A 23999-nucleotide genomic window follows, 5' to 3' on the forward strand; every position below is an offset into this window, starting at 1 on the left:
GACCGGTTTTTAGACCGGTTTTTTTTTGAATTATACTTAACTTAGTCCGGTGAAAAATTTAAAAGTTCTTAATACTTATTTTATTAAATACAAGTGGCATTTTCTGGGTGGTTTATTATTTGTCATATTATCGAGCATTTTTAAAATTTACCAGGGTGTAATTGTTCGTGAGGGTACTGAACAAATCATGTCAGTATTTAAAAGTGACACTCCGGTTGAATCAAGTGTTTTTTTGAAACACGGTTTAACTTTAATTTCCTTGGCATTACTAAGTGGTTTTTTTCTCTTTTTAATGCGTCAAACTATTATTGTTATGAGTCGGCATATTGAATACGATCAAAAAAATGAATTGTATCAAAAATATCAGGAACTCGACCAGCAATTTTATAAATCACACACTACCGGCGATTTGATGAACAGAATAAGCGAAGATGTTTCAAAAGTAAGAATGTATACCGGTCCGGCTATTATGTACTTAGCAAATACAATAGTAACTACAATAACCATATTGGGTTTTATGCTCATGGTGAATGTGAAACTTACTTTGATGGTATTTATACCGCTACCGATTTTATCTTTAATTATTTATTTTGTTTCTGATAAAATTAATAAACAGGGAACCATTGTGCAGGAAGAACTCGGTAATTTAACTACACAGGCACAAGAATCTTTTAGTGCCATTCGTGTAATAAAAGCCTACGCGAGAGAGAAATTTTTTATAAAACAAATGTCAGAAAAGAGTGGTGAATATAGAAAAGCTGCTTTAAGAATGGCCAATATAGAAGCTTTGTTTAGTCCGGCAATGATTTTAATGGTTGGAATGAGTGTGCTCATTACCGTATGGTATGGAGGAATCATGGTTTCAAACGGTGAAATTAGTTCCGGTAATATTCCTGAATTTATTTTATATGTTTTTTATATGACTTGGCCATTTGCGGCATTGGGTTGGGTAACTTCATTGATACAACGTGCTTCGGCCTCACAAAAAAGGATCAATGAATTTTTAACCATTAAACCGAATATTATTTCCGTTAACTCCAATAATTATGAAATACGAGGGGATATTGAATTTAAAAACGTAACATTTAAATACCCTGAGAATGGAGTTTTGGCTTTAACAGATTTATCATTCAAATTACCGGCTGGAAAAATTTTAGGAATTACTGGTCCTGTTGGTAGCGGAAAGTCAAGTGTAATTTCACTTTTAACCAGACAGTATGATGTAACGGAAGGTGAAATATGGGTGGATGGAAAGAATATTAAAGAACATAATTTAAAGACATTAAGAAGACACATGGGTACTGTAACACAAGATGTTTTTTTATTTAGTGATTCCATAGCTAATAATATATGTTTTGGAACACAGGAAAAGCAAATTTCTCATGAACGTATAATTGATTCTGCAAAAAAGGCCGGAGTACATGAAAATATTATGCAATTTCCTGAACAGTATGAAACTAAAGTTGGTGAACGTGGTGTAACATTAAGCGGAGGTCAAAAGCAACGAATATCTATTGCGAGAGCATTAATTGGGAACCCAAAATTATTACTGTTTGATGATTGTTTAAGCGCGGTAGATACAGAAACTGAAGAATTAATATTATCTAATATTAAAAAGGAATTGCAAAGCCGAACAGGAATCATTATTAGCCACCGATTGTCTAGCATAAAACAAGCCGACTTTATTTTGTTTCTGAAAGACGGAAAAATAGCAGAGTCTGGTACGCATGAAGAATTAATGAAGATGAGAAAGGACTATTTTGAATTAAATCAACTTCAAAATAATTAGAGTAATTTTTCTATTGCCTGAGGAAAGTATTTGTATTCCAATTGGTGAATTTTGTGCGCTAAGGCTTCGGCTGTATCATTTTCTGAAATTTCACAAGACTCTTGCAAAATGATTTCGCCTTGGTCATACTCTTCATTCACAAAGTGTACAGTGATGCCGCTAGTTTTTTCTTTCGCTGCTATAACTGCTTCATGCACGTGGTTACCATACATTCCTTTACCACCATATTTAGGTAATAAAGAAGGGTGGATATTTACTATTTGATTTGGAAAAGCTTGTATAAGCGGAACGGGAATTTTTAGTAAGAAACCAGACAATACAATTAAATCAATTTTTTCTGATTTCAAAAAGTCGATTATTTGTGAAGTATATTGCTCTAAGGCTTTTTTAGAAATAATATGGAGATTTTTTTTATGCCTTTCGGCTCTGGCAATAACTCCGGCTTTATCATTATTGGTCACAATAACTTTTATTTTTACCCGGCTATCATTCTTAAAATAATTTATCAAATTTTCAGCGTTTGTACCTGATCCGCTGGCAAAAATGGCCATGTTCTTCATGATTTAAATTTACCACAAATTTCTTGTTTGAATTAATTATTTTTTTGCGAAAACGGTACTGATATGAGTAACCTTTATTCAACAAATATCATTATTTTTACAGCCATGATTGAAATGTTCATAAGATGGGATCCGGCTCCGGAAATTTTCACAATACCAGGCATTAACTGGCCCGTTCGTTGGTATGGAATGATGTGGGCTTTGGCTTTTATTGCGAGTCATTTTTTTATGAATAGAATTTTTAAAGCTGAAGGACGTTCAGATAAGCAATTGGATACACTTACCCTTTATATTATTTTCGGAACTATTTTGGGTGCGCGTTTAGGTCATTGTTTATTTTATGGTCCATGGTTTGATGAAGTTGATGCCATGGGGAATGTAATCAGCGAGGGTTATTTATCTCACCCTTTAAATTTATTAAAAGTATACGAAGGCGGACTTGCCAGTCATGGCGGCGCTATAGGCATTATTATTGGAATGTGGCTTTATTGTAGAAAAACAAAGGAGAGTTGGATGTGGTTATTTGACCGACTGGTAGTTGTAGTTCCATTAGCATCTATGTGCATACGCTTAGGTAATTTGATTAATAGTGAAATTATTGGAATTCCAACTGAACTTCCTTGGGCCTTCATTTTTGTAAGTGAAAGTCCTTTACCCCGTCATCCTGCTCAATTGTATGAAGCTATTTTTTGTCTCTTTCTTTTTGCCTATATGTATTTTTTATGGAAAACGAAAAGACATGTTCTTAAAAAAGGCTTTATGTTTGGAATAATGTGCGTGTTGTTTTTTACAGAACGTTTTTTTGTAGAGTTTTTAAAAGAAAATCAAAGTGAATTTGAAGGGAACTTACCAATCAATATGGGGCAGATTTTGAGTATTCCTTTTGTAATACTTGGAATTTATATGATTCTTCGTTCGAAGAAACAAAGTCCACATGAAATTAAAGTAATCGAAAATTAAATTATTCCAATTTCACTTATCTTCAGCCAACCTTCATTCCCATTATCCAATTTTATCAGGGTCCAATCTCCGTTAATTTCGATGACTCTCACTTTTGTACCTTCATGCAAGGAGAATTTTGAAGAGGATGTTTGTGTAGGCTCATTCATAATTTTTGCTTCTCTTACGGTTAGAATTGCAAACTTATTTTCATTTTTCGATTTGTAAGCCGAATAGCCTAAAAAATAAGTAAGGCTAAAAGAAATCAAAAACAGAAGTATAATGAAAAAAGAAATTCGTTTGGCACTTGTTCTTTCCGATTGAATAAATAAAAAAATACTGAAGCACAATAAAAACATACTTACAATTCCGGTCCAGGCCCAACCATTAGTGTCTAAGCTGGCCAATACATTTGTTTTCACGGCCGAGATAAAAAAGTTTTCTTTTGAATCTATTTTATCTACTGTTTTAGAGCCGGCAATACCTAAATTTATTCGAATATCTTCATCATTTGGATTTAGTTTTCTGGCGAGTTCATAATTATAAATAGCTTTTCCCAACTGTTTATCACGATAATAAGCATTGCCCAGATTATAATATAATTCCCAGGATTTTAAACCTTTAGAAATTAATGATTCATAGTGACCTATGGCTTCTTTATATTTTTTAGTATCATAAGCTTTTTCAGCGGCAAGTATTAAATCGCCATCGCCGGCATAAATCAGGCCATTCAAGAATAAGAAGAATATGCTAATTAATTTTTTCATGCGCTTTTTTTACTTAGTTGTTCTTCTAAATCGGTAATTAATTCAATTGTGTTTTTATATACTAAATTTAAATCTCCACTTACTGAACCGGGGGCATAGCGAGCAAATTCACTGGTTTCGATGGTGTTCATAGTTTTCATAATGCTATCTGGAGTAACTTGTTTTTTTGCTAAATGTTGTTTTATTAAATCTCTCGAAATATCTGAAATTGGAATATTTAATTTGTTACTAAGGAAGTGGTTGATGGCATTCAAAATTTCATTATAAAACTCATCTTTCTTATTTTCTTTCATCAATTTTTCTGCAATACTCAATTGTTTTTTTGCAATGCGAACGGCCTTTCTTTGTTTCACCAAAACAATATTACTGTTTTTATGTAAATAATTTTTGCGGATAAGTAATGCAGTAGCTAATAAAAGAATAGGGAGGAGGAGTAGCATGATATGTGTGCCGGAGTGAAAGAATTCTGTTTCCGTTTGGATAAGATCAAATTTTCCTTTTTTAATATACCGAATATCATTTTCACTTTCTTTTATTGTATTCTGCGGCGTATAAACGCGCGCTTCGGAATTATTTGGGTCGGGCGCTAAAACTTTTATGGTGATATTATCAGCGGGAATAGTTACATATTTTTTTGACTCCAAATTAAAATAACTAAAGTCCAAATTATTTAATACAAACTCACCTTCATTTCTAGGTATAATCAAATAATCAAATGTTTTTGAATTTCCATTTTCAATCACTTTAGGATCGTAGGTTTCGAATCCTTCGGGTAAGTTTAATTCCGGAGCATCCAACAATTTAATATTACCCTTGCCTGAAACAGTCATTTTTAAATTGAAAGCATCATTGGCTTTCAGCTCTTTTTTACTAGCTTCTACCTTATAGGAGAAGTTACCAACTGCACCATGAAAACTTTCGGGTTTTCCGTTCTGTGGTAAATCCAGAACTTCCACTGTCATTGATCTGCTTTTTACATTTACCGGCACATCTTCATAACCTCCTCCACCAAAAAATTGTTCAAATATATTGCGAGGTTTACTTTGCGATTGTTTTCGAATAACTACATCTCCTTCTATCGCATTTAAATTTATTTTACCTGCCTTATTCGCAATACATACACTTCTGAATAATTCATAAGTATAATAATTAACGCCTTCAATTATTTCCATGGCCTGTTGTCCTTTACTGGAAGATTCTTGTGCCATAGCGTAAAATCCATCATAAGTAGGCTGACTAAATTTTTGAAAGCCTACGAGTTGATGACGCGAATACACTTTTTGAGTGATGGTAATTTGCTCACCTAAATAACATTTATTTTTACTGACTCCGGTTTTTATGTAGAGATCACCGCCGGCTACTTTACTGCTGTATTTCGGATCGTCAGAAGTTTGTCCGGAATTTTGCGCCACAGCACCTTTTACAGCTTCTATAGCAATGGCGTTGGTTTCGTATTTTTGATTGGCTCCGTTTACAATCGCCGGACCTATTGTAAATTTCCCTTCTTTTTTAGCCACCAAGCCCCATGATAATGTCATCTGCTGACTAACCACCCCGTTTATCCATTGTGTACTGCTGCTTTGGCCGGGTCCACTTACAATACTAAAATCTCCAAAATTAGGAGGCTGATAATTATTGGCTTGAACTGTAATTACAATGGCATATTCAAACGGAACGCCAACTTGCACTTTTTTAGAACTCACTTGCGCGTAAACCGGACTTTGAGCGGAAGAAGATATGCTTATAAACAACATCAGTAACATCAGTACTGCTGTATTTATTTTTATGCTCATTTTCATCGTTGACTAATCTACTTACTTCTATTTTTTTCTATTTTATTTTTTAATCTAACCACTAAATATTAACTCAAACAACAAAAAACTTAAATCCACTAACACAAGTAACTACCAATCCTTTTCCACTGTGGTATTGCCTGCATCTTCTTGTTTTTGTTTTCTTTTATCCTGTAATTTCTTTTCTTCCCTCATTAGGGCTTTTAATAATTGTTCTGCCTGATCTTTGCTCATTTCATTTTTGGGAGATGAATTTTTATTCTTGTCGTTTTTATCTTCTTTTTGATTTTGCTTACTTTGTCCACCACCGCCACCCTGATCCTTAGGCATATGTTTTAAGGCATACGCTAAATTATATCGGGTTTCTTCGTCCTTCGAATTAAACTTAAGTGATTTTTTGTAAGCATCTACCGCACTTTTAAAATCCTTTTGTTGTAAGTAGCAGTTACCAATATTATGCCAGGTACGGTGTAAAGTATCCTTATCGCTTACAGAATTGGCTACTTGCGCAAAACTTTGAGCAGCTTCGCCAAAAACTAAATTAGCCAGTGAATCCGGTGTAACTTTTTTCCCGCCCTGAATAAAATTTTCTTTACTTCCCTTTATCATAAAGGCGTTTTTATATAAAGAATTTCCAAGATTAAAATGAGCCTTAGCATTATGTGGATTTTCTTTAAGTGCATTTCGATAAATTTCAGTAGACTCTAACGTTTTACCGCTTACATAATAATCATTTCCCTCATAAATTAATTTAGCATCTTTTTGCGCAAATAAAAAATCGCCTGCTAGGAATAAAAGTATTATGTAAATAAAACTAGTTCGCATTTTGAAATATTTTAAGTTGACGGAACCATTCATTTAAACGATCACTAATCATAAATTCAATAAATAGCAGTATCAAAGTAAGGGCTATGAACCACTGAAACTGATCTTCGTAATCGGTGTACATTTTGCTTTCTAACTGCGCCTTATCTAATTCACCTATTTTATTCAATACTACATTCAAACCTAAGTCGGCTTGACTTGCCTGAACAAAAACACCATTGCTTTTTCCGGCAATGATTTTAAGTAAATCGCTGTTCAATTTGGTAACAATGGTTTGGCCTTGTTTGTCTTTTCTGTAACCCTTTACAACTCCATTTTCGATTAAGGGAATAGGAACACCTTTGTCAGAGCCAATACCAATGGTATTAATCATAATTCCTTTTTTCGCACAATTTTCTGCCGCTTCAATAGCTTCCGACTCATGATTTTCACCGTCGGTGATTAAAATGATAGCTTTGTTTTTTTCTAAATCATTACTAAAGGATTCAGCGGCCTTTTCAATAGCTGCAGCAAGATTCGTTCCTTGAACCGGAACCATGCTGGTGCTGATAGATTCTAGAAATAATTTGGCAGCGCTGTAATCTGTAGTAATGGGTAATTGAACATAGGCTTCACCAGCAAAAATGACCAAACCTAATCGATCACCTTCCAAAGAATTAATCATTTTTTCAAGTGCGTATTTGGCTCGGGTTAATCTGTTCGGACTTAAATCCTGTGCAAGCATACTGTTACTTACGTCGATACAAACGATAATATCCGCACCTTCCCTTTTAACTTCGGTAAGTTTACTTCCGGTTTGCAAATTACATAAAGCAAATATTAAACTTACGAAAGCCAGTAAGAACAACGTTAGTTTCAGAATTTTTTTTCGTTTGGCTGTATGTGGAGTTAATTTTGAAATTAAATGTATTTCACTGAAGCGGCTTAATTTTTTACGACGAAAAATAAAAAATATTATAGCCATCAAAATCATAATCGGAATTAGGATTAAGCCATAAAAAAATATTTCGTTTTCGAATTTAAACATTAAGGTATAGCTCTAAAAACTGTAAAACGTAAAACAAATTCAATAATTAAAATAATAGCGGCAATTAACGCAAATGGCAAAAAGTGTTCGGCTTTATTGGTAAAACTTTTTTCACTGATGATAGTTTTTTCCATTTTATCAATTTCATTGCAAATATTTTTCAAACTTTCTGAATTGGTAGCGCGGAAATATTTGCCGCCGGTCATTTCAGAAATTTCGGTCATTACCTTTTCATCAATCTCCACATCAACATAATCATATTCATATTCGCCCTGCGCATAAATGGCAACAGGTTGAAGTGCTTTTCCTCTTGAGCCTGTTCCTATGCAATAAACCCTTACATCATAAGTTTTAGCTAATTCACCTGCAGTTATTGGAGCAATTTCACCAACATTATTAACTCCGTCGCTAATTAAAATAATGACTTTACTTTTCGCTTTACTTTCTCGGATACGTGCAACTGCATTTGCTAAGCCCAAACCAATGGCTGTTCCCTGATCCAAACTGCCGGCTTTAATTTGAGGGAACATATTTTTTAATACCTTGTGATCGCTGGTTAAAGGACATTGCGTAAAAGCAACGCCTCCGAATGTTACTAATCCGATACGGTCATTTGGACGTGCATCAATAAAATCAAGAATTACATCTTTGGCAACCTCCATTCGGTTGGGTTTAAAATCCTTGGCCAGCATGGATAAAGAAAGGTCCATGCTTATAACAATATCTATCCCTTCTGTTTTGCTATCCTTCCAACTGCTTCTGGATTGAGGACGAGCAAGTGCTGCAATTAAAACAGCAAAAGCCATAACTCTTAATGCAAATAAACTATGTCTGAATTTTGCCCGGGTAGAGGTAGGGATACCTTTGAATAAATTAAACGAAGAATATTGAATTTCACTTTCTTGTTTTTTTAAACGGAAAATATACCAAACTAACATGCATGGAATAACCAGCAATAGCCAAAACCAATGCTTCTCTGCAAATTGTATGTCGTTAAAATCAGGAATCACGTATCTATGTTTGTTTGATTTTTGTTTGAAGTTGTTTGAGTTTCTTCAAGGGTAACAATTTCTTCTCGTTTTGTTCCATTTACAAAGTCAAATGCATTTTGCAAGGTAAATTCATTTTCCGCTTCAATGGGCTTCATTTTGGCGAATTTCACTAAATCGGCTAATTGCAACATTTGCTGTAACTTCAATTTACTTTCTGGATCTACAACCTGGGACCGGAAGGCCAACATAATTTCATCGGTAGTACTTTCAAGAGCAAAAACACCAAAGCGCTCTTCAATGTATAATCGAATGGTATCTGAAATGGAGGAGTAATATTCTTTATCCTTTCCTTCTTTCCATATTTTAGCAGTAGCAATTTTTTCCAATGAGGCCAAGGCGGTGATGTGCGCCGGTATTTTGGGTTTTTCAGGTTCCAATAATTTTTTCTGATTTTTCTTCGTGTAATAAATGGTTATTAATACAATCGCCAATATAGCCAACAAGATTCCTAATGTCCAGTAAATATGCGGTAAATACCATTTCCAATTAAAAGGCTCATTTAAAATTGTTTTAATGTCTTTTGTTTTGGTAATACTAGTATCCGTTGGCACCGTATGAACTTCTAAAAAAAGTGGAGAGGTGTATTTTACCTGATTGGTATCGTTGTTCAATGTGAATTTAAAACCGGGAATAGCAAAATATCCACTGTCATAAACGCTAATTAATATTTGCTGATGCTGATGTACCAGATTTGGATTATTTTTATCAGGAAGCGTAGTGTCAATAGCGGATACGGAAAGAACTTCTATTTTCCCTGTAATCGTATCTCCGATTTTAGGCCATTCAATATGGGCAGCCGGATTTTTGGAATCATAGGTTAAATATAAATCCAGTTTAACTTGTTCTCCAATTCTGATTTTGGAAGTATCAATGGTAGCATTTACGTTTACATCCTGAGCCAAAAACGCAAAGGGAATTAAAAGAAATAAAGTAAATATGTTTCTGATGTAAGTCAATTATCTTTTCTTAAATAAATTCATCAAGGGTTTTACGTAATTTTCGTGAGTCATGATTTTTGTGGAATCAATTCCTGCTCTACTGAAAATGTTTTTTAACTCTTCTTCGAATTTCAACTGATTTATGGCAAATTGTTTTTTAAACGCCTTGTTTCCTGTATTAATCCAGGCAATCTTACCGGTTTCATTATCTTTTAATTTAACCAATCCCACATCCGGCAATTCAATTTCATTTTTATCTGCAATGCGCAACGCAACTACATCGTGTTTTTTACCCGCAATTTTTAAGGCGTCTTTGTAATTCGTGTCGGCATAAAAATCACTTAATAAAAAAACAATACTTCTTTTTTTAATTACATTGGTCATATACTTAAGTGCAACCTGTAAGTCTGTTTTTTTATTTTGCGGTTTAAATTCAATTAATTCACGAATTATCCGAAGTACATGCGACTTGCCTTTTTTTGGCGGGATAAACTTTTCAATTTTATCGGTAAAAAATATTACGCCTATTTTATCGTTGTTTTGCGAGGCAGAAAAAGCAACCACGGCACAGAGTTCAGTAATTAAATCTTGTTTAATTTGTGTACGAGTTCCAAAAGCTCCACTGGCACTTACGTCTACCATAAGTACAACACTTAATTCGCGTTCTTCCTCAAATACTTTTACAAAGGGAGTATTAAAACGTGCGGTTACATTCCAGTCTATAGTTCTAACATCATCACCGGGGGTATATTCACGCACTTCAGAAAACGCCATACCTCTTCCTTTGAATGCACTATGGTATTCACCGGAAAACACCTGACTACTTAATCCTCGTGTTTTGATTTCGATTTTGCGTACTTTTTTTAAAAGTTCAGCGGTCTCCATGATTTTTAAAAATCAAAAATTGTTTGGCACGTTTAGCGTTCTTGTTTATGGAACTTCAACGGTATTCAAAATTTCGGCAATGATTTGTTCGGAAGTAATATTTTCGGCTTCAGCTTCGTAAGTTAATCCCACACGATGCCTCATTACATCTGTACAAATAGCACGAACATCTTCCGGAATTACATAACCTCTTCTTTTGATGAATGCATAAGCTTTTGCAGCCAATGCTAAATTGATACTGGCACGTGGAGAACCGCCATAAGAAATTAATCCTTCAAATTTTTGTAATTTATATTCTTTAGGAAATCTACTGGCAAAAACAATGTCTACAATATATCTTTCAATTTTTTCATCCATGTATACATCTTTCACAACAGCTCTGGCTTTAACTACATCTTCGGGTTTAATTACACTGTTGGGTTGAGGCATACCACCCGGATTTAAATTGTAAGCTATAATTTTTCTTTCATCTTCTTTAGTTGGATAACCAATTACCACCTTGAGCATAAAACGATCCATTTGTGCTTCAGGTAATGGATAAGTTCCTTCTTGTTCTACCGGATTTTGGGTAGCTAATACTAAAAACGGATTGGGTAATTTAAATGTTTGTTCGCCTATGGTTACTTGTTTTTCCTGCATGGCTTCCAGCAAGGCTGACTGAACTTTGGCCGGAGCACGGTTAATCTCATCCGCCAAAACAAAGTTGGCAAAAATTGGACCTTTACGTATCGAAAACTGTTCTTGTTTCTGATTATAAATCTGCGTTCCGATAACGTCGGCCGGTAATAAATCAGGAGTAAACTGAATTCGACTGAACTGTCCGTCTACACATTTGGCCAAGGTATTTATGGCTAAGGTTTTCGCTAATCCGGGTACACCTTCTAAAAGAATGTGTCCGTTGCTTAATAATCCAATCAATAATCGTTCAACCATGTTTTTTTGTCCGACAATTACCTTGTCCATTTCAACAGTTAACATGTCAACAAAAGCACTTTCGCGCTGTATACGTTCGTTAATTTCTTTGATATCTACCATAAAATTGGGTTTCTGAGAATAGGATGTAAAGATAACACGCCCATAAGGCAGCCTATTTTATAGCTAGTTAAAATTTGTTAAGTCACTCCCCTAAAAAAACTTAAAATGCTCAATGAAAAATTCGATTATTTTTAGCCGGCAGATTGAATAGCGGCAATTAAAAGTTCTACTTCCTCCAAAGTGTTGTATTTACTGAAACTAAAGCGATATGAATTTTTTATTTCTTCCTTATCAAATCCCATTGCGTTTAACACATGCGAGGGTTCGGTTGAATGGGTAGTACAAGATGAGCCTGAGGAAAAGGCAAACTTTTTCATAAGTTCCTTCACTTTGTAATTTGGCGGAAAACAAAGGTTGCTGGTGTTGTGTAAGCGATTACGGGTTGAGCCGTTGATTCTCAGTCCCGGAATTTCAAGTAATTGGTGTTCAAAATGATTTTTGAGTTTAGAAATATGGGCACTGTTTTCCCAATATTGTTTTTCTGCTATTTCAGCCGTTTTGCCTAATGCAGCTATTAATGCAACATTTAAAGTGCCGGCTCTTTTACCGTTTTGTTGCGCCCCTCCGTGTACTTGAGGTATTAAATTAACTCGGGGATTTTTTCGGCTGACATAGAGTGCGCCAATTCCTTTCGGACCATGAAATTTATGGGCGCTAAAGGCTACTAAATGTGCACCCGACTCCTGTACATCAAAACGTTCCTTACCAATAAATTGAGTGGCATCACTAAAAAATAGTATCTGCATTTCATTGCAAATGGCGCTGATTTTTTCAATGGGGTGAATAACGCCGGTTTCATTATTGGCAGTCATTAAACAAAGCAAAATTGTTTTGTCGGTAATACATGATTTTAATTCGTCCAAATCTATCATTCCCTCCGGGTCAACACCCAGGTAAGTGATTTTTGCCCCTTTTTTTTCAAGATAATGACAACAATCTAATACGGCTTTGTGTTCTGTTTTACAAGTAATAATATGGTTTCCTTTGTCTGCATAGGCCTCATACACTCCTTTCAGTGCTAGGTTTACTGATTCTGTCGCACCAGAAGTAAAAATAAGTTCAGCATCTTCGCAATTAATCAATTTTGCAACTTGTTTTGTGGCCGTTTCAATAGCAACGGAGGCATAAAGTCCGTAATGATGATTTGTAGATCCGGCATTGCCGTAGTTTTGATTGAAAAAGGGAAGCATATATTGCAGCACTTCTTCATCAACACAGGTAGTTGAATTATTATCAAAGTAGGGCAGTTTGGGTATCACAGATTGGTTAAATTTGTTGGTTATTGGACAAAGGTATAAATAAACATTATTTACTCTTACACACTATTGTATTTATATGGGGATTTTCACCCGTATTGGGCCGTTTTATTACAGCCGATGCCTGGCAATTGGTTTGGTATAGAATTTTAATTACGGTAATTGCCATGTTTCTATGGTTGAAGTACAGAAAAATTTCCTTGCAAACGAGTCCAAAAAACATCATGAAGTTAGGTGGTATTGGTCTTATTATTTTAGTACACTGGATTGCATTTTACATGGCTATTAAAGTATCCAACATCAGCGTAACCATGGTGGCTTTCAGTACGGGAACTTTGTTCAGCTCAATCATTGAACCTATACTTTATAAAAGAAAAATAAGGCTGTATGAAATCATCATCGGCTTTATCATAATAGCAGCCATCCTGATGATATTTTCTATTGAAACAGAATATTGGTTTGGTATAGTATTGGGTATTTTTGCAGCACTCACGTCCTCCATATTTGGCGTGTTAAACGGATTAATGATAAAGGATATTCGTTCGGGTGTAATTAGTTTTTATGAATTACTCACGGCATTTTTAGGCTTAAGTATTTTTCTTTTAATAGGCGGAAATCTGGATTATTCTTTTTTGGTACTCGATTCTCAATCGGTAATCGGTATACTTTTATTGAGTTTAGTTTGTACCGTATTTCCGTTTTTGGCTGCGGTTGATTTGGCAAAACACATTAGTCCTTATACCATTGTTTTAACGGTAAATTTGGAGACCGTTTACGGAATTATTTGGGCCATTTTGTTTTTCAGTGAAAATAAAGAAGTAAAACCCTCGTTTTATATAGGTGTGTTTATAATATTAATTGCTATATTTTTAAATTCGTATCTCAAAAAGAAATCTGAAAAAAGGATTCTGAAGTCCATTGAAGAAAAATAAAAAAATATTAATCATTAGATTTAGTTCAATCGGCGACCTGGTTTTAACTACACCGGTTATACGCTGTTTAAAGGAACAAAGCGGAGCTGAAGTACATTTTATTACCAAAAATATTTTTGCCGATGTTTTGCAAAATAATCCCTACTTAGATAAATTAATCACCTTTACCCATGATATTGATGAAGTAGAAGAAGAATTAAAACTGGAAGAATATGATATACTGATTGATTTGCATAATAATTTGCGCAGTTTACGCCTTCGAAAAAAATTAGGAGTTAAAACACAAGTATTTAATAAAATTAATTTCAGAAAACTCCTGGCCGTAAATCTAAAAATGTTGCAGGTACTTCCGCCAACGCATATAGTTGAAAGATATCTGTACACGTTAAAGAACTTGGGTGTGAAAAATGACGGAAAAGGTTTGGATTTTTTCTTAAGCGAAAAAGATACGGTGTCTTTTCCGCAAGGAACTTTTACCTCGCTTGTGGTTGGGGGTTCGTATTTTACCAAAAAAATTCCTTTACCTAAGTTAAATGAGATTTGTGAAATGATTCCGCATCCCATTGTGTTAATTGGTTCGGCTGAAGATGGAGCTGACTTAATGCGATTAACCGAAAAACATCATCATTTAATAAATGCTTGCGGAAAATACAGTATAGGGCAAAGTGCCTTTGTCATAAAACAGGCAGCGCAGGTTATTACTTCTGATACGGGCATGATGCATATCGCTTCTGCTTTTAAGAAAAAAATATTTTCGTTGTGGGGAAATACCATTCCCGAATTCGGTATGTCTCCTTATTTACCGCATCCCGAAAGTAAAATATTGGAGGTTAAAAATTTAAATTGCAGGCCTTGCTCCAAATTAGGATATCAAAAATGTCCAAAATCGCATTTTAAGTGTATGTTGGATATAGATCTGAAAAGTGCAGGCTTCGATTTAACAAACAATTTGTAATTTTAGCAAATGAATATTGCACATCAACTGTTAGGTACTCAAATTCAAAAAGCGCTTCAGGAACTTTATAATATTGCTACTGATCAAATTGTGCTTCAAAAAACCCGTAAAGAATTTAAGGGCGATTTAACATTGGTGGTTTTTCCCTATGTGAAGGATGCGAAACGAACACCCGAATTGTTGGGCAACGAAATCGGACAATTTGTTCAGAAAAACGAGCCGCAATTAAAAAGTTTTAATGTGGTAAAAGGTTTTTTGAATCTGGAACTTAGTGATGCTTTTTGGTTAAAATATTTTTCTACAATAAAAACGAATACTGAAGTTGGTAAGAAGAAAGCAAAAAGCAGCGGTAAACAAATTATGTTGGAATATTCTTCTCCCAATACCAATAAACCATTGCACTTAGGCCATATCCGAAATCATTTATTGGGTTTTTCTGTAGGTGAAATATTAAGAGCCAATGGGGATGAAGTGATTAAAGTAAGCATAGTAAACGACCGCGGTATTCATATTTGTAAAAGTATGCTGGCCTGGCAAAAATTCGGGAATGGAGAAACGCCTCAGAGTAGTGGAATGAAAGGCGATCATTTGGTGGGAAAATATTATGTGGCTTTTGATAAAGCGTATAAAGAAGAAATAAAAAATTTAATTGCTGAAGGACAAAGTAAAGAAGAAGCAGAAAAAAATGCACCATTGATGAAGGAGTGCCAGGAAATGCTCAAGCAATGGGAAGCGGGAAATGCAGAAGTGCTTGAACTTTGGAAAAAGATGAATGGTTGGGTGTATGATGGTTTTCAGGTTACTTACGATACTTTGGGTATCGATTTTGATAAAACTTATTATGAAAGCAATACTTATGTTTTGGGTAAGGAGCATGTGCAGGACGGATTAAACAAAGGTGTTTTTTATAAAAAAGAAAACGGAAATGTAGCCATTGATTTAACACCGGATGGATTAGATGAAAAAGTGGTATTACGCGGAGATGGAACCAGCATTTATATTACACAGGATATCGGGACAGCCATTGAACGATTCAGAGAATTCCCGAAATTAAATCAATTAATTTATACGGTGGGGAATGAACAAGATTATCATTTTAAAGCCTTGTTTAAAATATTAGAAAAATTAGGATATGATTGGGCAAAAGAATTGTATCACTTAAGTTACGGTATGGTGGAATTACCCGAAGGAAAAATGAAGAGTAGGGAAGGAACCGTAGTGGATGCCGATGATATTTTAAAGGAAATGTTTCAAACCGCTGAAGCTACCACTAAAGAATTGGGTAAAGTGGATGATTTTTCAGAAGATGAATTAAAAGAATTATACAAAACTATTGGATTAGGCGCACTTAAATATTTTATGTTGAAGGTTGATCCTAAAAAGAAAATGTTGTTCGATCCTAAAGAGAGCATTGATTTTAACGGGCATACCGGTCCGTTTATTCAATATACCCACGCGCGCATTAAATCTGTGTTGCGCAAAGCAGATATAGCTTACGAAAACAATATTGAAAATATTGCATTAAACGATTTAGAAAGAGAATTAATTCAGTGGATTTACGGTTTTGAAGAAGCGGTTGAAGAAGCCGGTAAACTGCATAACCCATCTGTTGTGGCGAATTATATTTATGAATTGGTAAAATGTTTCAATCGTTTTTTTCATGATCATTCTATTTTAAAAGAAGAAAATAAGGAAGTGAAAATATTCCGATTGCAGCTAGCGAAATCTTGCGGACAAACCATTGCTAATGGCATGAACATGTTAGGTATTCAAGTACCGGAGCGAATGTAAAATGAAATTTTTTAAAGACATATTTAATGGAATAGGTAATTGCTTCAAAGGGTTTCCAATGCTATTTGAAAAAGGTTTATGGCCTTATATGTTTTATCCTTTACTTATTTGGATTTTATTATGGGTTGGAAGTATTTTTGGTTTGTTTTTACTGGCCGAAAATTTAACGGACTCCATTAAAGAATATTTTGCTTTTGATGCTATTCCGGAAGAGGGACATTGGCTTTCCTTTGCCCGGCCGTTTTTGGTGAGTAAGGTGGGAATAATTGTAGGCTGGGTTTTAAAGTTTTTATTTTGGATGATGAGCGGAACGTTTATCAAATATATTTTGTTGATGGTGCTCTCTCCAATATTTTCTTTATTGTCGGAAAAAACGGAAGAAAAGTTAACAGGAAAAAATTTTCCATTCTCCTTTGTTCAGTTATTGAAAGATATTGGCAGAGGAATTGTAATTAGTTTACGAAATATGATTTTAGAATACTTTTTTATTTTCATCGGATTTATACTTTGCCTGTTTGTCCCTCCTTTAATTTTTGTTACCACACCCATTTTATTACTTATGGGATGGTATTTTGTGGGCTTTGCATTATTGGATTACAGTTGTGAAAGACATCGCTTAGGAGTTGGAAAAGGAATACAGTTGATCAAAAAAAATAAAGGTTACGCCATTGGCATTGGTATGGTATATAGTTTTTTTATGGCACTTCCTTTTGTACCCGGACAAATTTTAGGTATGATGTTTGGTCCGGCTGTTGCAGTGATTGGCGCAACATTGAGTTTTTTACAGATTCAGAAAGAAAGGGGACAATAAATTAAACAAGTTTGCTAAACTTTTAAAAAATAGTTGATGCCAAGTTTGCTAAAACATTCTTCTTGGTAAAAAATTTCAAAATATATTTTATGAAAAACAATTACAAGGGGCGATTAAAATTATCTGTTTTAATTTTTGTGACACTTTTTATATTAACAAGTTGTTTAACTCGTAATAAAGTTGACAAAAGAATCGCGAGACATTATACTAATATTTTTAGTAAGATCGAGGAAAATGGTTCAAATATTCTGTATGTATCAACGGCCCTAGCTTATTCAAATGACACTATTTCACGCACAAAGTCAAAATTACATTTTTTCATACCTCTTGTTTTTTATTGGCAGTTGAAAAGAACTATGACTACTACTTTGAATTATCGAATACCAATAAAAATTTTTAAAAATTCAATTGACGGTTATTCAGATAGCGTACTGAAGGCCAAATTAAGCGGTAGAATTATAAAGTTGACAATTGAGAAAATTCCAAATAAAATCAAGTTTACACATAATGCAAGATTTATACACTTAATTTTTATAAACAGTGGGTATAAGTGGAATCACGATTATTCAAAAATACTAGACATGGATATCAAAGCGTCATATAAGGTATTAGATGGTGATATTATAACTAATGAGGGGGTTATATTTATCCCAGATAACAACGATAAGCCTAATAGAGGCTTCAACAACACTTGGAAGCACGGACTAGATGGATGTATTTCGCAATATGATTTATACATAGAAAGAACAAGCAGACTTATTATTGATAAAATAATTAGTGATTTATAAAGTTTTATTCTAATCCCTTTCCCCACGCTTCATCGCTTCTCTGTCCGGATTTTTTAAACTTCTTTCAATTTCTTCTACTTCTTCTTTCGAAAATTCTTCTTTGCCAAATGTGAGCAAATAAGCCTCTTTGGTCATTCCATCACTGGCAATGATTCCGTATTTATACAACCAGCTTTGATCTAAATTTAAATCAATCATAAATACCAATGATACAATTATTATTATTCTGGCAATGTATTTTAATATCTTTTCTTTAAAAATCTCGTTCATAAATTGAAAAAATGCAGCTAATGGAAAAACTAAAAAGGAATAATATTGTATCATAGCCCGGCTACCAAATGAACCTCCATAAGCCCAGTCCCACCACGAACTTAAAATGTAAATGGTAATCAGCAAATAAAAAATTAAAAAATATTTTAAGCCGGTACTTTTTTGTTTGAGCATAAAAATTCCGATTATCGCAAGGAACATTAACGGAGTGTAAATAAACCAGCCTTTTCTAAAGCTGAATAAAAAGTCAAAAATTTTAGGGTTGGAAAAGAAAAAACTTTCGTCCTCCCCATATGAAAAGTAAAACCATTGTCCGGTATAAGTTTTCCAGTAAAGCATTTGTACAAAAAAGGGAAGTAAAAAAAGGATTACTGCAATTAGTAATTTAGCGCGATAAGCAGAAAACAACTGAAATCTTTCTTTTACTTGTTTTAAATTATTTACATGAAGTAATAAGGGAAAAAACAAAAGCAAACACTCATTGGGTCTTATTAAAGTGGCAAAACCTCCGGTAAAGGCTAAGGCCAAAAGGTATTTCAGTTTTTTGTTATCCCACCATTTAAAAGTGAAGTATATGAAAAGTGAAAAAAGAAAAAATAAATAGGCATGTGGCATTTCTCCAAATCCATAGGTATAATAAAAAAGATTCGTACCAAAATACACCGCTATTAATACAATTAGGGTAATGTATTCATTAAAAAACCGCAATAAATTTTTTCGGCAAAACCATAAGCCGAATATGGAAAATAAAATAGAACCTATGTGTAAACTTATTTTATAGGGTAGGGAATAACCGTCGGCCTTGTATTTCGAATTTTTAGCCATTAAATGTCCGCTTATAAAAAACGGACTATACATCAAGGCCATTCCTAAGGTAACTTTTGGAATGTGATTGCCGTTACTTAATTTTTTGGTCCAGTACTGGTGTTCAAAAGAAAAGCTTAAATCATCATGAATAAAAAAAGCGGGCAAATAAGAATAATATTGATCTACATCATCCACTAATGGAAAATTACCTTTATCAAAATTAGCCCAGCGGTTAAATCGGTCAGCCGAAAAAAAGGCAATAAAAATAAACAGGTAAAGCGTTGGTTTTAAAAAAAAACTTTGTATGAATTTCCGTAGTAAATCCATGTTGTATTAAATACCCAACCAGGTTTTTGCATTGCTAGCCATTATTTTTTCCTGAGTCGCTTTATTTAATGGCGAGCTGCGAACTAATTCTCCGGGCACCGCTTCTCCTAAGGGAAAAGGATAATCCGAGCCTTGCACCACTTTATCTTCTCCAATTAAGTCAATAATGTATTGCAGCATTTTATGATCACAAACGTGAGAGTCTACCCAAAATTTACCCAAATAATTTTTAGGATTATGTTCGTTATCAATAGCCACTAAATCCGGTCGGCATTCCCAGCCGTGTTCAATTCGGCTAATGGTTGGTAAAAAAGATCCGCCACCGTGGGCAAAACAAACTTTTAATTTTTTATATTTTTCAAAAATACCGCCAAATATCATACTGCAAATTGCGCGACTAATTTCTGCAGGCATGCCCACTAACCAAGGCAACCAATATTTATTCATATGTTCTTGTCCCATCATTTGCCAAGGGTGAACTAAAACTGCAGCATTTAAACTTTCACAAGCGGCCCAAAATTCATCAAACTGCGTTTCGTTTAAATTTAAATTATTTACGTTGCTGCCAATTTGTATTCCTTTGTAACCGTTTTTCATGCAGCGCTCTAATTCCTGTATAGCCAATTTCGTATCCTGCATGGGCACAGTGCATAATCCCACAAATTTATCCGGATAATTATTTACAGTAGTTGCAATATCATCGTTTAAAAATTTACTCACTTCTAAACCATCTTTGGCCTTAGCCCAGTAAGAAAATAAAACCGGTATGGTACAAATTACCTGCACATCGGCTTTATGTTCCTGCATTTGTTTAATTCTAACTTCCGCATCCCAACAATTCTCTTCAATTTCTCTAAATTGTTTCTCGCCTTGCATCATCCATGCTTTTCCGGGTTTATGATGTTTTAAATGAATAAAGTCGCCATAGCCAAATTTTTTGCTGTAATCCGGCATTTCCTTGGGCATTATATGGGTGTGGGTATCAATTGTGTACATGTAGTAAAGTTAAAAGGAAAATATTAAAAGGCAATAGCCAATTGCAATTTCAATTTTGAAAATAAGCGAAGCTGTGCATGTAATTGAAACTATAAAGTTCGTTAAATAAAGGTAAAGAAGTGCTATTACGACTTAAAACAAGGCTTTGTGAAAATAAATTAATTTCTAATTGAGTATATTTGAGATAATAGTGAAATTTTAATTATAAAATTATAATATATGGGAAATATGGTTTATTTAATAGGTGGTTTTGTTTTGGTTTTGATTTTTTTTAGCGGGGTTAGAATTGTGAGACCAACACACAGAGGTTTAATTGAGCGATTAGGAAAATACAGCAAATTGGCAAATCCCGGATTTCATTGGATAATCCCTGGCGTAGAAAAAATGTTTTTAGTAAATGTTACCGAACAAATGATAGATGCGGAGCCGCAAGAAATTATTACCAATGATAATTTGAATGCGAGTGTTGATGCACAGGTGTATTTTCGGGTGAAAGCCGATGAGGATAGTGTAAAGGCTGCCATGTACACGGTAAATATGTATCAATGGCAAATTGTCAATTTAGCGCGTACCACACTTAGAAATATTATTGGAACGCTTACCTTAAAATCTGCAAACAGTGAGCGTGGAAAAATTAATACTGAATTGCACAACACCTTGCACAAAGAAACAAATACCTGGGGTGTGGAAATTATTCGTACCGAATTAAAGCAAATTGATCCGCCAAAGGATGTGCAGGAAACCATGAACAAGGTTGTAAAAGCGGAAAACGAAAAAATTGCTGCCATAGATTCTGCCACTGCGGCTGAAACTGTTGCCGATGGTGTAAAGCGAGGAAAAATTAAAGAAGCCGAAGGAATTAAGCAAGCCAAAATATTACATGCCGAAGGTGAGGCGGAAGCGATTAAATTAGTAAATGAAGCGGCTGAACAATATTTTGTGGGCAACGCACAAGTTTTAAGAAAGTTGGAAGCCATGGAAAATTCATTGAGTAATAACTCAAAAATCATTGTTCCTTCTGGTTCTGATTTGGTGAATGTAGTAAGCGAAATGGCTGGGATAATTCCATTACCGAAGAAATAAATTTAATTGTGAACTTATTTTCGTAAAGCGAAAATCAAAATATCTTTTTTGCTTTGCCAATGATACCCAAAGTGAAAAGGAATTTTTTCAATGTTGGTATTCTCTTTTTAAAAAGTTTCTTCTCTATTACAATAGTTCGAGTTAATGGACATGCAGGAGTAAACTAACGAATTGATGTTTCTAATGTTGATTTATTATTTCGAACTAATAAAACAGTAAAAGCGCATATTTAACCTACACCAAATCAATAATGTTTTTAGAATTTACTCCTTAACTATTTTCTTTGATGATATCACCTTACCAGAATTAATAATTTGCACAAAATAAATTCCGGCAGAAAATTCAGTTAATTGAATTTGATTGTTTTCATTAATTTCACGAAGCTCCTTTACTGTTTGTCCTAAAGTGTTGCTTATACGTATGAATAGTTTATTTAAATTTTGAGCAGCAATATTTATTTGAATATTGTCTTTAAAAGGGTTGGGGAAAATATTTACATTGGCAGAATTTTCATTTACTTCTTCCATTCCGGCACAGGGATCTACCAGTTGATTTATGGTAACCATATCATGGCAGCCAAATGTGTTTTTACCGGTTACAATATATACTGTATTTGAAATAGGACTAACATAAATTTCAGGACCTGAATCTAAGGAATTCCAAGTGTAGGTATCAGCACCACTTGCTGTTAATGTAACGGTTTCTCCAATGCACATTAATGTATTACTTGTGCTTGCGCTAACTGTTGGTAAAGGTAAAGCTAATACCGTTACATTCGAAATTGCAGGCGTTGCTGAAACACAACCCAATGAATTTGTACCAATTACGGAAAAGCTTGTGCTTATAGTTGGAGTAACAATGGGCGTACCACTTGAAAAACTGTAAGTTTGAGCGCCAAATGGAACCAAAGTGAATGAATTGCCCAAACAAAGTGTACCGCTGTTTACAATTACGTTTGGAAAAATTTGAGAATAACATCCAGTACTGTCCGCCTTTAATAAACGGTTTTTTTGTTGTGATTGATTCGGTGTATGATAAATGGCAGTAACAAACCCTCCATCCTTTGTGTTCAGTAAAGAATAGGGTACAGAATTATCCCCTGAATTAAATTCAGTTAACACAACCCGTTGCAAACTATCTAAATTCGAATTGAACATTGTAAAATCTCCTGTACTCTGATATTGGTTTCCTGGATTACCGGTTACACCACCAGCCCAAATTTTTCCTGATTGTGTTTGACTCAAGGTAAGAAAACTATTTGCGCTTATAGTTGGATTATTATAAATTTGAGATTTTATTTTTAATCCGTTTGATCCGTTAAATTTATATAAGAATCTTCTGGATTTATTGTTGTTACAATCGTTAAATGAAATATGACTACCGCCAATTAAAAAACTATTATCACTTAATTGAATCATATCATGAACATATGTGAAATTTATCCCAGATAAACCTAATTCATATTGTTTGTTACCATTTGTGTCTATACGCATAATGAAACCTTGCGGATTACACACATCAAATAGTTTAGTGCCTGCAACTACAAAATCACTTTCGTTTAATTTTATTATTTTTTGAAACCAGTAATAATGATTTACCCAATTGCTTATATATTTATGCCATTTATAATTACCATCCTTATCAATTTTCATTATAAATGCTTTAGTAAATCCATTCATTCCAACTTGATAATATCTTTCCCCAAAAACAATTATACTACTATCAGCTAAAAATGTACTAGTTAAAAACTTTGTAGTATCACCAGGTTCTGTATAGGTTTTTACCCATGCTGTATCTTTTGTTGATAAATTAAATTTTACCAAGGCACCTCTTCTATGTTCAAATGCTACTTGAATATGACCTGAAAATATCACATAATTTTTCTGCAATTGAACAAAATTATGTACACTGTTACTAAAAAACAAATTGTTATCCGGATGGTAAAATTGTTGTTGTGAAACTTCAATACCGAAAGTATCGGTTACCAATAGACTTAAGCCGTTTTGTTGCCCTGTTAAACTGTTGCTGCATAAACCGAAAACACAATATCGATCTCCATATTTAAATACTGTATTCGAAAATGAATTTGCATTGTTAATGTCGTACTGATAATCGAATTTTAATCCTTGAGAAAAGCACATAGAATTTCCCAATAATAAAAGCAGTACAATATAAATATGTGCTTTTAGTGAATTCACTATTTTATTATTACAATTGTTTTAGTTTCTAAATGTTGGCCTTGGGATATTAAACTGTAATTATTGTATCTAAGATACTTAAATTTTTATAGTTTTTGTTTTGGTTTTAAAAAGCCAAACATTTATCTAATTACATGTATTTCAATTACATAGGAAGATATTAAAGGTTTAATCA

The 23999-nt window shown here is 34.0% G+C and carries 21 protein-coding genes; 8 read left to right on the forward strand and 13 right to left on the reverse strand.

Annotated elements, in window-relative coordinates; genetic code table 11:
• Positions 1–49 precede the first annotated feature (49 nt).
• Complete coding sequence (locus IPM51_03625; GenBank protein ID MBK9283388.1) at positions 50–1789, forward strand: ABC transporter ATP-binding protein; 1740 nt, start codon at positions 50–52, stop codon at positions 1787–1789.
• Here the strand turns inward: IPM51_03625 and purN are convergent.
• Positions 1786–2349: a phosphoribosylglycinamide formyltransferase gene (gene purN, locus IPM51_03630; GenBank protein MBK9283389.1), complete on the reverse strand. Its 564-nt coding sequence runs from the start codon at positions 2347–2349 to the stop codon at positions 1786–1788. The genes IPM51_03625 and purN overlap by 4 nt on opposite strands.
• A gap of 105 nt (positions 2350–2454) precedes the next feature.
• On the opposite strand from purN, the gene lgt reads away from it, so the two are divergent.
• Positions 2455–3309 (forward strand): prolipoprotein diacylglyceryl transferase, encoded by an 855-nt coding sequence (lgt, locus tag IPM51_03635; protein ID MBK9283390.1) that lies wholly within the window; start codon positions 2455–2457, stop codon positions 3307–3309.
• On the opposite strand, the gene IPM51_03640 is transcribed toward lgt, so the two are convergent.
• From IPM51_03640 to IPM51_03680, 9 genes are all read right to left on the reverse strand, one after another.
• On the reverse strand, positions 3306–4055 hold the full coding sequence (locus IPM51_03640) for a tetratricopeptide repeat protein (GenBank protein MBK9283391.1): 750 nt from the start codon (positions 4053–4055) through the stop codon (positions 3306–3308). The two genes, lgt and IPM51_03640, sit on opposite strands and share 4 nt — an antisense overlap.
• The gene (locus IPM51_03645; protein MBK9283392.1) at positions 4052–5848 is read right to left on the reverse strand and encodes a protein BatD; all 1797 of its coding nucleotides are present in this window, start codon (positions 5846–5848) and stop codon (positions 4052–4054) included. Before IPM51_03645 ends, IPM51_03640 begins: the two co-directional genes overlap by 4 nt.
• Positions 5849–5959: 111 nt before the next feature.
• Positions 5960–6673, reverse strand: coding sequence for a tetratricopeptide repeat protein (locus IPM51_03650; GenBank protein MBK9283393.1), 714 nt, complete (start codon positions 6671–6673; stop codon positions 5960–5962).
• Positions 6663–7700: a VWA domain-containing protein gene (locus IPM51_03655; protein MBK9283394.1), complete on the reverse strand. Its 1038-nt coding sequence runs from the start codon at positions 7698–7700 to the stop codon at positions 6663–6665. The genes IPM51_03650 and IPM51_03655 overlap by 11 nt, the downstream gene beginning before the upstream one ends.
• Positions 7700–8707 carry a VWA domain-containing protein gene (locus IPM51_03660; GenBank protein ID MBK9283395.1) on the reverse strand — a complete coding sequence of 336 codons (1008 nt, stop codon included), beginning with the start codon at positions 8705–8707 and terminating at the stop codon, positions 7700–7702. Before IPM51_03660 ends, IPM51_03655 begins: the two co-directional genes overlap by 1 nt.
• A complete protein-coding gene (locus IPM51_03665; GenBank protein MBK9283396.1) occupies positions 8707–9708 on the reverse strand; it encodes a hypothetical protein in 1002 nt (333 codons plus the stop codon). Before IPM51_03665 ends, IPM51_03660 begins: the two co-directional genes overlap by 1 nt.
• Positions 9709–10575 carry a DUF58 domain-containing protein gene (locus tag IPM51_03670; GenBank protein ID MBK9283397.1) on the reverse strand — a complete coding sequence of 289 codons (867 nt, stop codon included), beginning with the start codon at positions 10573–10575 and terminating at the stop codon, positions 9709–9711.
• A gap of 45 nt (positions 10576–10620) precedes the next feature.
• Complete coding sequence (locus tag IPM51_03675; protein MBK9283398.1) at positions 10621–11610, reverse strand: AAA family ATPase; 990 nt, start codon at positions 11608–11610, stop codon at positions 10621–10623.
• 131 nt (positions 11611–11741) lie between these two features.
• The gene (locus tag IPM51_03680) at positions 11742–12869 is read right to left on the reverse strand and encodes a cysteine desulfurase (protein ID MBK9283399.1); all 1128 of its coding nucleotides are present in this window, start codon (positions 12867–12869) and stop codon (positions 11742–11744) included.
• Between the two features lie 23 nt (positions 12870–12892).
• Between IPM51_03680 and IPM51_03685 the strand changes: the two genes are divergently transcribed.
• The 5 genes from IPM51_03685 (at position 12893) to IPM51_03705 (ending at position 18143) form a co-directional block, all read left to right on the forward strand.
• Entirely contained in the window at positions 12893–13798 is a 906-nt protein-coding gene (locus tag IPM51_03685) for a DMT family transporter (GenBank protein MBK9283400.1), read from the forward strand.
• Complete coding sequence (locus IPM51_03690) at positions 13785–14753, forward strand: glycosyltransferase family 9 protein (protein ID MBK9283401.1); 969 nt, start codon at positions 13785–13787, stop codon at positions 14751–14753. Before IPM51_03685 ends, IPM51_03690 begins: the two co-directional genes overlap by 14 nt.
• 9 nt (positions 14754–14762) lie before the next feature.
• On the forward strand, positions 14763–16544 hold the full coding sequence (locus IPM51_03695) for an arginine--tRNA ligase (protein MBK9283402.1): 1782 nt from the start codon (positions 14763–14765) through the stop codon (positions 16542–16544).
• A gap of 1 nt (position 16545) precedes the next feature.
• Complete coding sequence (locus IPM51_03700; protein ID MBK9283403.1) at positions 16546–17355, forward strand: EI24 domain-containing protein; 810 nt, start codon at positions 16546–16548, stop codon at positions 17353–17355.
• 356 nt (positions 17356–17711) lie between these two features.
• Complete coding sequence (locus IPM51_03705) at positions 17712–18143, forward strand: hypothetical protein (protein ID MBK9283404.1); 432 nt, start codon at positions 17712–17714, stop codon at positions 18141–18143.
• A 9-nt stretch (positions 18144–18152) separates the two neighbouring features.
• On the opposite strand, the gene IPM51_03710 is transcribed toward IPM51_03705, so the two are convergent.
• Both IPM51_03710 and IPM51_03715 read right to left on the reverse strand, forming a co-directional pair.
• A complete protein-coding gene (locus tag IPM51_03710; protein ID MBK9283405.1) occupies positions 18153–19547 on the reverse strand; it encodes a hypothetical protein in 1395 nt (464 codons plus the stop codon).
• A gap of 6 nt (positions 19548–19553) precedes the next feature.
• Positions 19554–20543, reverse strand: coding sequence for an amidohydrolase (locus IPM51_03715; protein ID MBK9283406.1), 990 nt, complete (start codon positions 20541–20543; stop codon positions 19554–19556).
• A gap of 228 nt (positions 20544–20771) precedes the next feature.
• On the opposite strand from IPM51_03715, the gene IPM51_03720 reads away from it, so the two are divergent.
• Positions 20772–21626 carry an SPFH/Band 7/PHB domain protein gene (locus IPM51_03720; GenBank protein MBK9283407.1) on the forward strand — a complete coding sequence of 285 codons (855 nt, stop codon included), beginning with the start codon at positions 20772–20774 and terminating at the stop codon, positions 21624–21626.
• 263 nt (positions 21627–21889) lie between these two features.
• Here IPM51_03720 and IPM51_03725 read toward each other — a convergent pair whose 3' ends face one another.
• Positions 21890–23824 (reverse strand): T9SS type A sorting domain-containing protein, encoded by a 1935-nt coding sequence (locus IPM51_03725; protein ID MBK9283408.1) that lies wholly within the window; start codon positions 23822–23824, stop codon positions 21890–21892.
• Positions 23825–23999 lie beyond the last annotated feature (175 nt).

Source organism: Sphingobacteriaceae bacterium (assembly GCA_016715905.1).
Taxonomy (GTDB): Bacteria; Bacteroidota; Bacteroidia; order B-17B0; family Aurantibacillaceae; genus Aurantibacillus.

Coding starts and splice junctions, on each gene's coding strand:
- purN (MBK9283389.1), bottom strand. CDS start 2,349: ATGAAGAACATGGCCATTTTTGCCAGCGGATCAGGTACAAACGCTGAA.
- lgt (MBK9283390.1), top strand. CDS start 2,455: ATGATTGAAATGTTCATAAGATGGGATCCGGCTCCGGAAATTTTCACA.
- IPM51_03640 (MBK9283391.1), bottom strand. CDS start 4,055: ATGAAAAAATTAATTAGCATATTCTTCTTATTCTTGAATGGCCTGATT.
- IPM51_03645 (MBK9283392.1), bottom strand. CDS start 5,848: ATGAGCATAAAAATAAATACAGCAGTACTGATGTTACTGATGTTGTTT.
- IPM51_03650 (MBK9283393.1), bottom strand. CDS start 6,673: ATGCGAACTAGTTTTATTTACATAATACTTTTATTCCTAGCAGGCGAT.
- IPM51_03655 (MBK9283394.1), bottom strand. CDS start 7,700: ATGTTTAAATTCGAAAACGAAATATTTTTTTATGGCTTAATCCTAATT.
- IPM51_03670 (MBK9283397.1), bottom strand. CDS start 10,575: ATGGAGACCGCTGAACTTTTAAAAAAAGTACGCAAAATCGAAATCAAA.
- IPM51_03675 (MBK9283398.1), bottom strand. CDS start 11,610: ATGGTAGATATCAAAGAAATTAACGAACGTATACAGCGCGAAAGTGCT.
- IPM51_03695 (MBK9283402.1), top strand. CDS start 14,763: ATGAATATTGCACATCAACTGTTAGGTACTCAAATTCAAAAAGCGCTT.
- IPM51_03700 (MBK9283403.1), top strand. CDS start 16,546: ATGAAATTTTTTAAAGACATATTTAATGGAATAGGTAATTGCTTCAAA.
- IPM51_03705 (MBK9283404.1), top strand. CDS start 17,712: ATGACTACTACTTTGAATTATCGAATACCAATAAAAATTTTTAAAAAT.
- IPM51_03710 (MBK9283405.1), bottom strand. CDS start 19,547: ATGGATTTACTACGGAAATTCATACAAAGTTTTTTTTTAAAACCAACG.
- IPM51_03715 (MBK9283406.1), bottom strand. CDS start 20,543: ATGTACACAATTGATACCCACACCCATATAATGCCCAAGGAAATGCCG.
- IPM51_03720 (MBK9283407.1), top strand. CDS start 20,772: ATGGTTTATTTAATAGGTGGTTTTGTTTTGGTTTTGATTTTTTTTAGC.